Source organism: Micromonospora sp. CA-246542 (assembly GCF_050942905.1).
GTDB lineage: Bacteria > Actinomycetota > Actinomycetes > Mycobacteriales > Micromonosporaceae > Micromonospora.
On record NZ_CP192040.1, the window covers coordinates 6,253,439 to 6,264,923 of the forward strand.

Here is an 11,485-nt window from a genome sequence, read left to right on the forward strand (position 1 = left end):
GCCTGCCGGTTGTGCCGCCGGCCGGGACCGTGCGGTTCAGCCGGCCGGGACCGTGCGGTTCAGCCGGCCGGGACCGTGCGGTTCAGCCGACCGGCGTGGGGAAGCCCCGGCCGTGCTCGGCCTGGAGGCGGAGCATGGCGTGCTCGACCACCGTCACCAGCACCTGCTTGACCGAGTCCCGCTGCCGGGCGTCGGTCATGACCAGCGGCACCTGCGGCGAGATGGCCAGCGCCTCGCGGATCTCCTCCAGCTCGTACTGGGGAGAGCCGTCGAAGTTGTTCAGCGCCACCACGTACGGCAGGTTCCGGTTCTCGAAGTAGTCCAGCGGGGCGAACGCGTCCGTGATCCGACGGGTGTCCACCAGGACGGCGGCACCCACCGCCCCTCGGATGATCTCGTCCCACATGAACCAGAAGCGGGTCTGACCCGGCGTACCGAAGAGGTACAGGATCAGGTCCTGGGCCATGGTGATACGGCCGAAGTCCATGGCGACCGTGGTGGTCTCCTTGCCGGGCACCTTGGACGGGTCGTCGATGCCGACGCCGGCCGCGGTCATCACCGCCTCGGTCGTCAACGGCGTGATCTCGGAGATCGAGCCGACCAGGGTCGTCTTACCGACGCCGAAACCGCCCGCGACGACGATCTTCGCGGAGACGATTCCCCGGCTCGGCTGCCGCCCCCCAGCGGGGTCATAGCCTGCGAAGTCCACTTAGCACCCTTCCAAGCAGTTCCATCCGCTCCTCGAACCCCTCGGCGGGAGCAGCAGTGTGTAACGTCAGCAGGCTCTCGGCCACCATGTCGGCGACCAGTACCCGGGCGACGCCCAGCGGCATCCGGGTGTACGCGGCGATCTCCGCCAGCGACTGTGCACGGCCTTCGCAGACCGTGGCGATTCGGTGCTTGTCGTGCCCCGCGAAACGGGACTCGGCAACCTGGGTGGGAGAGGCCGTGAGGACCGCCTCGAGAGCGATGTCCTGCCGGGGCTCGGTACGACCACGGGTGACCGCGTACGGACGCACCAACGCGCCACGCGGGTCAACGCGTCGTTGGTCCATCCCCGATCACCTCCTCGCCTTCCGCGGAGCCGGTACGGACCGCCTCCCCCTCCCTGCTCCGGCGCGCGGGGTCCGCGCGCCGGACTGTGGCGCTACGAACGCACCGCGTCCCGGGGCAGCGGCACCAAGGCAGCGCCCACCCGTTCCACCAGCAGCGCCATCTCGTAGCCCACCTGGCCCACGTCACAGCTCCGCGCGGCCAGCACGGCCATCGACGAACCGTCGCTGATCGACATGAGGAACAGGTAACCGCTGTCCATCTCGATGACGGTCTGCAACACACCGCCCGCGCTGAACATCCGGGCCGCGCCCTCGGTCAGGCTCACCACGCCGGAGGTGATCGCGGCGAGCTGGTCGGCCCGGTCCCCCGGCAGGTCCCGGGAGGACGCGAGCAGCAGCCCGTCGGCGGACACCGCCACCACGTGGGCGATACCGGCCACGCTGTCGGCGAAGTTGGTGAGCAGCCAACCCATGTCCTGCATGGCAGCTGGCCTGTTCATCGGCTCTCCTTGGTCGAGGTGCTGTTCAGGTCCGTACCAGCCGACCTACCGCGCTGCACACCACGGTGGTAGGCCGACAACAGGCCACGGACTTCGTCGGGGGTCCGCCGGCTGCGGTCCCGGCCACCCTTCGGTTCGATACCGCCCGGCACGAGCTGCGCCTGCGGCACCCGCTTCGGCAGACCGGAGCGGGTGGTGCCGGCGGGGGCCGGCTCGGCGGCCCGGCTGGCCAGCGTCCACCCCTCGTCGGCCGCCGTCCGCCAGGCGTCCGGGTCCGGAGCCGGCGGCGCGGCGGCCGGCGCGGGAGCCGCGACGGGTGCCGCCGGAGCGGCCGGGGCGGCCGGCGGCGGGGCGTAGGACGGTGGTGGCGTCGGCGTCGAGGCGGTACGACCGCCGGCCTTCGCGGTGCCGAATCCGTCCATGCTTCCCATGCTCTGCGCTCCGGTGCCCTCGGAACTGCCCGGGGTCCGGGTGGGCAGCGGCGGGCGGGCCGGCGCTTTCGCGGCGCTCGACGGGCCACCGTTGGTCACCCGCGTGCCGGGGTCGGCCGGCGGGGGCGGCGTGTCGAACTGCGGCCGGGTGAAGATCGCGGTGGCGTCGTCGCCGTGCGACCGGAACCAGACCGCCTCCATCTCCCGGAAGATCGGCGCCTCGGCGGGAAACTCCGGCCGGGTGCTGACCGGCGCGGCCGGCGTCGGCGGCGCGACCGGCGCGGCGGGCTGCACGGGCGGGAGCGGCGGCGCGGGCGGCGCCGGCGGGGCGACCGCGCCCGGCCCGGCGACCGGACCGACCGGCAGCACCGGCGCGGTCCGGGCATCCGTGGTGTCGGCCACCGCGCCCCGCCGGGGCAGCGCGTCGATGGTCGGGTACGCCACGGTGGGGCTGCCCGCCGAGGTGCCGTTGCCGTTGCCGTACGACGGTCGCGCGGGCGGCGCCGGAGCGGCCGGCGCGGCGACGGGCGGCACCGTCGGACGCGCACCGGTGTAGCCGCCGGCCTGCACGGCCGGGGTGGTGTCCCGCGCGTCGAGTGGAGACTGCCACTGCGCGGGCGCCGGGGCGTTGCTCCGCCACTGGTCCGGCAGCGTGGCCGCCGAGGTGGTCGCGCCGGCGTACGACTCGGCGTGGCCGACCGGGGTGAGCGGCGTCTGCTCGACGGCCATCGGCTGACGCGGACGGGTGAGCGCCTGGTCGCGTCCCCGGCTGCTGGGCAGGATCACGGTGGCGGCGGGCAGCGTCACCTGGGCGACCGTGCCCCCCTCGACGTTGCGACGCAGCTCCACCCGGATGCCGTAGCGGGACGCGAGCCGGCTCACCACGGCCAGACCCATCAGTCGGAACGCGGCGACGTCCACGCTCGGCGGGGCGGCCAGCCGACGGTTGAGCGAGTCGAGCTGCTCGTCGGTGAGGCCGAGCCCGCGATCCTCGATCTGGATCAGTACGTAGTCGCGGATGCGGCGACCGTCGGCGACCACCGTCGTGTTCGGCGGCGAGAACCGGGTGGCGTTGTCGAGCAGTTCGGCGACGAGGCGTACGACGTCGTTGACCGCGTGCGCGGCCACCGAGATGTCGGTGTCGACGGTGCCGAACTCGATGCGGTTGTACAGCTCGACCTCGGACTGGGCGGCGCGCAGCACGTCGACGACGAGCGCGTCGTCGCGGCGCGGTACGGCCGAGTCGGCGCCGGCCAGGACCAGCAGGTTCTCGTCGTTACGGCGCATTCGGGTGGCCAGGTGGTCCAACTCGAAGAGCTGGGCCAGCCGCTTCGGGTCCTCCTCGCCGCGCTCGATCGCGTCCAGCTCGCCGATCATCCGGTCGACCAGGGTCTGACTACGGCGGGCCAGGTTGAGGAACATCGCCGAGACGCTGGTGCGCAGCGCGGCCTGTTCGGCCGCGACCCGGACCGCCTCCCGGTGGACGACGTTGAAGGCCGACGCCACCTGGCCGACCTCGTCGCGGCTGTTGAGCTGGATCGGGTCCCGGACCTGCCGGACGATCTCGTCCACACCGCCGTCGCCGACGCTGCCCATGTTCTGCAGTCGCTGCACGGCGTCCGGCAGGTCGTGGTTGGCCACCGAGAGCGCGCCCTCGCGCAGGCGGCGCAGCGAGTGGTTCAGCGACCGGGCCAGCACGACGGCCAGCGACACGGCGATGATCAGGGTGAGCAGCACCAGGATCGACTCGACCACGGCCTGCCGGATGACGTCCGAGCGTGCCTCGTCGGCCTGGTCGAGCAGCCGGTCCTGCAGTTGGATCTCGGCCCAACGCATGAGGTCGTTGACCGCGCCGATGGCGGCGGTGGCATCCTGCGCGCTCACCAGCGCGCGCTGCCCGACGGAGCGGGTGATGTCGCTGGCGACCCGGTCGGAGAGGCCGACGGCGTCACCGGAGACGGTGCTGTCGACCAGGGCCCGCTGCACGGGGTCGGCGGCGAGCGAGAAGGAGACCAGCGCCTCCTGCTGGCTGGTCAGCGTGGCCACGAAGGAGGAGAACTGCTCCGGGTCGAGCTGGCCGGCGGTCAGCGCGGTGAAGGCGACCGCCTCCTCCTCGGCGACGGACGCCTTGGCGCGGGCGAAGGCGGCGACCGCGCGGCGACTGTCCGCCAGGCTCTCGTCGCCGGGTAGCTGGGCCAGCCCGTCGCCGTAGCTGATCAGGTCGGTGAGGATGACGCCGTAGCGCAGGACCGCCTCGGCGACCGCCATCTGCCGGCGGTCCAGCACCTCCTGGCGGGTGCCGTCCAGGGTGGCCAGGTGGTCGTCGATCGCCGCCAGCCGGTCCCGCACCGCCGCCGGCACCTCGCCGATCCGGTCACGCTCGGCGCGGTACTCGTCCACGCGCTGCTGCGTCTGGCGTACCCGCAGGTTGTACGCGTCGGCCGGCTGCTGCGGAGTGGCCAGGTAGGCCGCCGCCGCCATCCGCTCGGCCTGCAGATCCTGGGTCAGCGCGCTCACGTCGATGGCGAGCGCGGTGAGCGAGCGGGCCCGGGTGGCGTCGTAGGCGCCCTCGCCGATCGAGATGAGTCGGACGGTGGCGAGCGCGATCACCGCGGCCACCGGAACGACCAGGATCAGCGCCAGTTTGGACCGGATCCGGGCGTCCCGCAGCCTCGGCATGCGCCGGCGCGTACGCCCGGTATCGCCGCCGATCGCGGGCAGGGTCGTCGGTCCGGTGCTCACGACATCGCCTCCGTCGTTTCTTCCCCGCCTGACCCGCCGAGCCGTGCCGGGAGCGGAGGGGACCACGCGCGGCACGGCCGCGATTTCATCAGAGAAGATCGTGTTTGGGAAGCCGCAGTGAGGTAGGAAACGGTCGGACGGCGCGGAACCCTTGATCCGGTCAACTGATACCTTCATTTCCGCAAGCCCCTGATCAGGGCATGTAACTCCAGAGTGGTCACGCGTGTATGCAAAGTGAGGTTTTGCAAACATTGCGTTACCCCAGCATGTGGGATGACCGTCCCGAAAATGCAACCGGGGTCCGCGCTTGACCACAGCGCCGGCCATTGGCAAGGTTTTGCAGGCTTCGCGCACACACCGTACGGCAGACGAGATCCCGTCCTCCACTGAGGACGGATTAGCGGCGGTGACCGGGCAGCGCCCGCGCCCGCACCTGGAGGACTGAGTTGAGCCCCATCCGCTCCGCGACCATCGCGGTGCTCGCATCGGCCCTCGTGGCCACCACGCTCACCGGCTGCCAGTTCGGCGAAGCGGAGCAGGACACGAGTCCGATCGTGATCGCCGCCGACCTCGAGCTCTCCGGTGCCGCCGCACCAATGGGCCGGGCATACCAGCGCGCGCTGGAACTCAAGAGAGACCAGTTGAACTCCTCCGGAGCACTGAACGGCCGGAAGATCGACCTTAGGATCAAGGACAACCGTTCCGACGCTGCCGAGTCACTGCGCAACATCGCGGACTTCAGCAGCGATTCCCGGGTCAGCGCGATCGTCATGGGCGGTTGTAGCGAATGCGCGGTCGGCGCGGTCGGCGTCATCAACGAGAAGCGGATTCCCACCATTGCGCTGGCCGCTTCCGGGGCGATCTCGAGCCCGGTCGCCGACCGGCGCTACGTGTTCAAGCTGGGCCCGAACGCGGCCGACAGCGCCTCCGCGCTCACCACCGAACTGCGTCGCAAGAACGTCCGCAAGGTCGCCCTGCTCGCCAGTAACGACGACTACGGCCGCGAGGGTGTCCTCGCGCTCCGCCGCGAACTGGGCAAGACCACCATCAAGGTGGCCGGCGAGGAATCGGTGAAGAACACCGACACCGAGGTCGGCCAGCAGATCGGCAAGCTCGTCAAGCTCAAGCCCGACGCGCTGGTCGTCTGGACCCCGCCGGAGCAGGCCGCGCTCGCCGCGACCAGCGCCCAGCAGGCCGCGTTCCGCGGGTCGCTCTTCTTCGACGCGGGAGCGGCCGGCGACCTCTTCCTCGGCGCGGCGGCCCGGGCCACCGAGAAGGCCACGATGGTCTTCACCCAGACCATGGTCATCGACGACGTGATCGCCACCACCCCGGCGAAGGCGGCCCGGCGGCAGTGGTTCCAGGACTACACGGCCCGCTTCGGCGGGTACAACGGCTCCTCCTCCTTCGCCGCCGACGCGATCCAGCTGATCGCCGACGCCGAACTGCGGGCCGGCGGCCCGGCGGGGAAGGTCGACCGGGACGGCATCCGTGACGTGTTGGAGACGTCCCAGATCGACGGCCTCTCCGGCCCGATCCGCATGACGCCGGACAACCACTCGGGGCTCATGCCGCAGGCACTCACCACGCTCGTCGCGCGCAACGGCCGCTGGCGGCTGGCGGGATAGCTCGGGTCGGGGGGTGGTGGCCTACCGCGCCCGGCTCCGGGCGGTCAGGCTTGATCCCTGCGCCGGGCACGGTAGGCCACCACCCCGCCGTGTCACCGTGAGCGAAAGAGCCGGCCTCCTCTGGAGGCCGGCTCTCGCCGTTCATCAGGAGTACGAGTTGGGCCGCGCCGGGTAGCCGACCGCGACGGTGATTCTTTTCCGTACGAGCGTTCGTGGCCGGGACATGACACGCAAAGACCCCCGAATCGGGGGTCTTTGCGTGGTGCTGAGTCAGGAGACGGGACCGATGGCCTTCGCGAGGTCGACAAAGCGCTGCCACTGCGCCGGACCGAAGGTCAGCGTCCCGCCGTCACGGTCCTTGGTGTCGCGGACGAGGACGACGCCGGGAAGATTGTCGGCAACCTCGACGCAGTTCCCGCCGTTGCTGCCGCTCTTGGTGCTCTTGCGCCACTGCGCGCCGGTCATGTCCATGATGCTGCCGCTTCCCTGATCAGATCGAGTGATAGGGCCCGGGGTAGGGCGTCGCCAACTATGCGCGCCCACCTGCGGCCCAGGGTAGCAATTTCCGCCGGCTCCTCGATTATCTGCGCCCTCACCTGGCCGTCCTGATGAGCGAGCTGCGCACCGTCGGGCATCTCGGCTATGACGAACGGGCCGCCCAATCCTAGGTACATCGGCGTTGCGGCCGGCACGACGTGCACCTGAACATGCGTCAGCTCGGCACACTGAGCGATGTACTCGCACTGATCGCGCATCAGGGAACCACTTTGCCCCACCCGCCGCCGGAGGACCGCCTCGTCCATGACCGCGACGATCAGAGGCGGCCGGGAGCGATGAAGGATCGTCTGCCGGCGCACCCGCGCCGCCGCCTGCTCGTCGACTTCCTCGGCCGTCAGCGACTCCATCGCCAGCGTTGCCCGCGCATACGCCTCGGTTTGTAGGAGGCCGGGCACCCATGCCAGCTCGAAACTCCGCAGAGCGACCGCCTCGCGCTCGATGTCGACCCACGGCCGAAACCACGAAGGTTCCCGACGTTTCAAAACGTCCGGCCATAGCTCTGTTTCTTCGCGGCCGAGTAGCGCGGCGACCTTCGCGCGGTGCCGGGTCTGCGGGATGCTCCCCGGGTTCGCCCACTTAGCTGCGGTCTTGGGGTCGACGCCGATCTGAGCTGCGAGGCTGTCTGCTGTCTCTCCCGTGGCAGACATGGCCTCGATTACGGCGTGGTTCATCCGCCACCTCCGCGAAACGTCGTAAACGTCTAAAGGAGATAGTGCTACGCAGTGTATTCGTCGCGCAACAGTCGGCAAAGTGCCATCTAGACGGCGCGGCCGGTGGAGGACCCGAACCCGGCGGACGCGTTCGTGTCGGGGCCGCCCCTGTCCGGCGAGCACTTGCGGGGGCGGCCCCTCTCCACGACGACAACGTAAGGAGGCACCGTGCGTCTCACGTTCTGGCGCAGCGAACCCGCCCTGATAGTGCCTGCGATTCGGCCCCCGCAGCTCCCGGCCTGGGGCCAGGAATGATCTCGGCGCAGGTTTCCGGCCCCGAGCGCGGGCCGGTCGCGGACCGTCCGCGTCGGCACGGCCCGGCCCCGCCGCACACGCCGTTACGGCCGCACTGGATGTGCCGGGCCGACGGTCAGCCCTGGCCATGCCCGACCGCACGACTCATGCTCAAAGCCGAGTACGAGAACAAGATGCCGAGCCTGTCGATCTACCTGGCCGGACTGTTCTACGAAGCGATGCGCGACCTCTACCACCTCAACCCGCACGACGGGCCGAGTCCACGAGCCCTGTACGACCGGTTCGTGGGATGGGGACCGTTCCGCAGACCGATCGTCGACGCACCGCGTTGAGACGCCTCCCAACACGGCGGCGGCGTGCCGCCGTACGCGCCATCGCTGGCAATCTTGGACAGTTTCCGTTAGCTGCTAACGGAAACTGTCCAAGAATCACTCTTTGAACTGCCTCCCGCGGCCCCGGACGACGTCGCCGACTCGGTCGCTGACGAACCTTTGGGACAAATCCTCCAGCGAGTCCCGGACGGGGTCAGCGGCTGCTGGTGGTCTCGCGTACCCAGGGCAGCGCGATCCGCTCGACGAGCACGAGCGCGGAGTAGAGCAGGATGCTGACCAGTGCCACCAGCATGATGGCCGCCCAGGCGGTGGCGGTGTCGCCGACGCCCGCGTACTGGGTGATCACATAGCCCAGGCCCTTCTCCCCGGCCTGGAACTCGCCGATCACCGCGCCGATGGCCGCCAACGGCATGGCCACCTTGAGCCCCACGAAGATCTGCGGCAACGCCGCCGGGAACCGCACCTTGCGGAACGCCTGCCAACGGGAGGCGTTCCACGACCGGACCAGCTCGGCCAGGTCGGCCGGCGTGGTGGTCAGTCCCGTCGCGGTGGACAGCACGATGGGGAAGAAGCAGAGCAGGAACACCATGGTCAGGATCGGCCTCTGCCCCCAACCCAGCGCCACCACCAGCAGCGGGCCCAGGGTGATCTTCGGCACGGCGTTGACCGCGACCAGCAGCGGCGTGAACATCCGCTCGACCGTGTGGGAGCTGGCCAGGGAGAGTCCGATCAGGACACCGGCGGCGGCCGACAGGACGAACCCGATCAGGATCTCCAGCAGGGTGGCCCAGGTGTGCTCCAGCATCTGGGCGGGCTTGTCGACGAACGCGGTGAGCACGTCCCCCGGCGGCGGCAGGGCGGCCGGGTGGACCAGCTCCAGCCGGGCGACCAGCCACCACACGGCCAGGGCGACCACGAGACCGGCCGCAGGCAGCAGCGCCGCCCCGGTCCCCGCGCGCAGGCCGGCGCCCCGACCCGCCCGACGCGCCGGGCCGCCGGCGCCCGAGGGTGCGGGCACCGTCACCGCCGACTCCGCTGAGCGGACGTCGGTCATCTTGTCCTCCTCGTTGTTCGCCGGCCCCGCAAGGACCGACAAGATTCGCCGGTCCGCGAGGGCCGACAAGCGACGGGGGTACGCCCCACCGGAGACCGGTGGAACGTACCCCCTGGTGACGACCGGACGATCAGGCCTTCGGCGCGAGGCTGAAGTCGATGATCTGCTCGGGGGTGATGTTCTGCTTGAGCGCGCCCGCGCCCTGCAGGATCGCGATGCTCTTCGCCACCCGGCCGCTGTCCAGCGTGCCGATCGCGGTGCCGGAGTTGCCGGAGCGCACGTACGCGGCCATCAGGTCCAGCTCGGCGGCGGCGGCCACCGGGTTGGCGGCGTCGACGTTCTTCTTCAGGATCTCGCCGGCCTCCTTGGAGTTGGCCAGGCTGTACTCGAGGCCCTTGAGCAGCGCCGCGGTGAACCGCTTCACCATCTCGGGCTTCTCCTTGGCGATCTTGCTGGAGGTGATCAGCACGTTGCCGTAGAGGTCCTGCATCACGTTGCTGTACGGCAGCATGACGGCCTTCTTCTTGGACACCGCCTCGATCGTCGGCTGACCCACGACGAACTGGCCGATGCCGTCCACCGAGCCGGAGGCCAGCGTGCCGATCAGCGCCTGCGCCTCACCGTTGACCCAGGTCACCTTGCTGGCGTCCACTCCGGCGAGCCGGGCGTACGTCGGGAACAGGTTGCGCACCACGGAGCCGGGGGTGTCGGCGAGCTTCTTGCCCTCCAGGTCCTTGGGCGAGTTGATGTTCTTGCCCTCGACGGTGGCGATGCCCGCCATCGTGCGCTGCTGGATCGCGGCCACGGCGGTGAAGTCCTTCGCCTGACCGTTGCCGAGCTGGAGCAGACCACCGGTGAGGTCGATCGGCCCGAAGTCCGCCTGGCCACCGACGACGGTCTGGATCACGCCACCGGTGCCCTGGCCGGCCTTGATCTCGACGTCGAAGCCGGCCTCCTTGAAGAAGCCCTTGTCCTTCGCCACCCAGGCGTAGGAGTCACGGCCGAAGTTGCCGAAGGAGGTGAGGTAGGTCACCTTCTCCAGCGCGCCGCCCTTGCCGCCCTTGGCGTCGTCGGACGAGTCCGACCCGCTGCTGCAGGCGGAAACAAGGGCGAGGGCGGTGGCCAGCGCGGCCGCAGCGACCGTACGGGTCAGCCTTCTCATCAGTGCACCATGTCCTTTCCGACCGGGGCCGCAGGCCACCGGAGGGGGTTGTCGCGACGGCACCGGCGGGAGGGGTAGATGCCGGGCACCGCCATCGTGAGGGGACTCTTCGCGGGCACAGCGTACGAGAAACCCACAGTTGCGACGCCAGGCGTATTGGGTTGCGGAACGGATACAACCTGACGACCACCCCGGACGGTGCGGAATGTCAACGAGGCGGCTAGCCTTTGTCGGATTCCTGACCGACCACTCAGCGGAGGTACGCCGCAGATGATCCGAATGTCCGGGGTGTCGCGTACCTTCGAGGGCCGATCCGGCCGGGTCGAAGCCCTTCGCGGCCTCGACCTCGACGTCGCCGAGGGCGAGTTCGTGGCCGTGCTCGGGCGCTCCGGCTGCGGGAAGTCCACCCTGCTGCGGTTGATCGCCGGGCTGCTCCCGCTGACCTCCGGCGAGATCACCGTGGCCGGTACGCCGATCACCCGACCCCGCCGCGACATCGCCATGCTGTTCCAGAAGCCGGCGCTGCTGCCCTGGCGCAGCGTGCTGGACAACGTGCTGCTGCCGGTGGAGATCTTCGGCTGGAGTCGCGCCAAGCACCGCGAACGGGCCCGGCAACTGCTCGACGTGGCCGGCCTGGCCGGGTTCGAGAAGCGGCTGCCGCACGAACTCTCCGGTGGCATGCAGCAGCGGGTGTCGCTGTGCCGGTCGCTGATCGGCGAACCCCGGGTGATGCTGATGGACGAGCCGTTCTCCGCGCTCGACGCGCTCACCCGCGAGGAGCTCTCCGGCGAACTCCAGCGCGTGCACATGGAGAACAAGCCCAGCATCGTCTTCGTCACCCACTCGATCGACGAGGCGGTGCTGCTCGCCGACCGGGTGATCGTGCTGAGCCCCCGCCCCGGACGGATCCGCAAGGTGGTCGAGGTGGCCATCCCCCGTCCACGCACCCTGGGCCGCAACGCCCACCTCGCCGACGTCGCCCGGGTCAGCGCCGACCTGCACGAACTGTTGATGGAACGCGACCAGCCGGCCACGGCCGGCGCGGAGGGACGATGACC

Annotated in this window: 11 protein-coding genes; 3 read left to right on the forward strand and 8 right to left on the reverse strand. The window is 70.4% G+C overall.

Features of this window, described 5'->3' with window-relative positions:
- Positions 1 to 82: 82 nt before the first annotated feature.
- From ACQP0N_RS28990 to ACQP0N_RS29005, 4 genes are all read right to left on the reverse strand, one after another.
- Positions 83 to 709, reverse strand: coding sequence for a GTP-binding protein (locus ACQP0N_RS28990; RefSeq protein ID WP_396804657.1), 627 nt, complete (start codon positions 707 to 709; stop codon positions 83 to 85).
- A complete protein-coding gene (locus tag ACQP0N_RS28995) occupies positions 690 to 1,055 on the reverse strand; it encodes a DUF742 domain-containing protein (RefSeq protein ID WP_151488101.1) in 366 nt (121 codons plus the stop codon). The genes ACQP0N_RS28990 and ACQP0N_RS28995 overlap by 20 nt, the downstream gene beginning before the upstream one ends.
- Before the next feature lie 92 nt (positions 1,056 to 1,147).
- Positions 1,148 to 1,555, reverse strand: a complete 408-nt coding sequence (locus tag ACQP0N_RS29000) for a roadblock/LC7 domain-containing protein (RefSeq protein WP_007465177.1) — start codon at positions 1,553 to 1,555, stop codon at positions 1,148 to 1,150.
- On the reverse strand, positions 1,552 to 4,728 hold the full coding sequence (locus tag ACQP0N_RS29005; protein ID WP_433115532.1) for a sensor histidine kinase: 3,177 nt from the start codon (positions 4,726 to 4,728) through the stop codon (positions 1,552 to 1,554). The genes ACQP0N_RS29000 and ACQP0N_RS29005 overlap by 4 nt, the downstream gene beginning before the upstream one ends.
- A 446-nt stretch (positions 4,729 to 5,174) precedes the next feature.
- On the opposite strand from ACQP0N_RS29005, the gene ACQP0N_RS29010 reads away from it, so the two are divergent.
- A complete protein-coding gene (locus ACQP0N_RS29010) occupies positions 5,175 to 6,356 on the forward strand; it encodes an ABC transporter substrate-binding protein (protein WP_433115534.1) in 1,182 nt (393 codons plus the stop codon).
- A 270-nt stretch (positions 6,357 to 6,626) separates the two neighbouring features.
- Here the strand turns inward: ACQP0N_RS29010 and ACQP0N_RS29015 are convergent, their stop codons facing one another.
- Together ACQP0N_RS29015 and ACQP0N_RS29020 are read right to left on the reverse strand one after the other, a co-directional pair.
- A complete protein-coding gene (locus ACQP0N_RS29015; protein ID WP_433115535.1) occupies positions 6,627 to 6,821 on the reverse strand; it encodes a DUF397 domain-containing protein in 195 nt (64 codons plus the stop codon).
- A complete protein-coding gene (locus ACQP0N_RS29020) occupies positions 6,818 to 7,585 on the reverse strand; it encodes a DUF5753 domain-containing protein (protein WP_433115537.1) in 768 nt (255 codons plus the stop codon). Before ACQP0N_RS29020 ends, ACQP0N_RS29015 begins: the two co-directional genes overlap by 4 nt.
- Before the next feature lie 290 nt (positions 7,586 to 7,875).
- Here ACQP0N_RS29020 and ACQP0N_RS29025 point away from each other — a divergent pair, with 290 nt between their 5' ends.
- Positions 7,876 to 8,211 (forward strand): hypothetical protein, encoded by a 336-nt coding sequence (locus ACQP0N_RS29025; RefSeq protein ID WP_433115539.1) that lies wholly within the window; start codon positions 7,876 to 7,878, stop codon positions 8,209 to 8,211.
- Positions 8,212 to 8,404: 193 nt separating this feature from the next.
- Here the strand turns inward: ACQP0N_RS29025 and ACQP0N_RS29030 are convergent, their stop codons facing one another.
- The gene (locus tag ACQP0N_RS29030; RefSeq protein ID WP_433115541.1) at positions 8,405 to 9,265 is read right to left on the reverse strand and encodes an ABC transporter permease; all 861 of its coding nucleotides are present in this window, start codon (positions 9,263 to 9,265) and stop codon (positions 8,405 to 8,407) included.
- Positions 9,266 to 9,395: 130 nt separating this feature from the next.
- Positions 9,396 to 10,427, reverse strand: coding sequence for an ABC transporter substrate-binding protein (locus ACQP0N_RS29035; protein ID WP_433115543.1), 1,032 nt, complete (start codon positions 10,425 to 10,427; stop codon positions 9,396 to 9,398).
- A gap of 270 nt (positions 10,428 to 10,697) precedes the next feature.
- On the opposite strand from ACQP0N_RS29035, the gene ACQP0N_RS29040 reads away from it, so the two are divergent.
- Positions 10,698 to 11,483 carry an ABC transporter ATP-binding protein gene (locus ACQP0N_RS29040; protein WP_433115545.1) on the forward strand — a complete coding sequence of 262 codons (786 nt, stop codon included), beginning with the start codon at positions 10,698 to 10,700 and terminating at the stop codon, positions 11,481 to 11,483.
- The last annotated feature ends 2 nt before the right edge of the window (positions 11,484 to 11,485 follow it).

Excerpts from the sequence above, each read along its gene's own strand:
- ACQP0N_RS29020 (WP_433115537.1), bottom strand. The coding sequence starts at position 7,585 with ATGAACCACGCCGTAATCGAGGCCATGTCTGCCACGGGAGAGACAGCA.
- ACQP0N_RS29040 (WP_433115545.1), top strand. The coding sequence starts at position 10,698 with ATGATCCGAATGTCCGGGGTGTCGCGTACCTTCGAGGGCCGATCCGGC.
- ACQP0N_RS29035 (WP_433115543.1), bottom strand. The coding sequence starts at position 10,427 with ATGAGAAGGCTGACCCGTACGGTCGCTGCGGCCGCGCTGGCCACCGCC.
- ACQP0N_RS29030 (WP_433115541.1), bottom strand. The coding sequence starts at position 9,265 with ATGACCGACGTCCGCTCAGCGGAGTCGGCGGTGACGGTGCCCGCACCC.
- ACQP0N_RS29015 (WP_433115535.1), bottom strand. The coding sequence starts at position 6,821 with ATGACCGGCGCGCAGTGGCGCAAGAGCACCAAGAGCGGCAGCAACGGC.
- ACQP0N_RS29025 (WP_433115539.1), top strand. The coding sequence starts at position 7,876 with ATGATCTCGGCGCAGGTTTCCGGCCCCGAGCGCGGGCCGGTCGCGGAC.
- ACQP0N_RS28995 (WP_151488101.1), bottom strand. The coding sequence starts at position 1,055 with ATGGACCAACGACGCGTTGACCCGCGTGGCGCGTTGGTGCGTCCGTAC.
- ACQP0N_RS29000 (WP_007465177.1), bottom strand. The coding sequence starts at position 1,555 with ATGAACAGGCCAGCTGCCATGCAGGACATGGGTTGGCTGCTCACCAAC.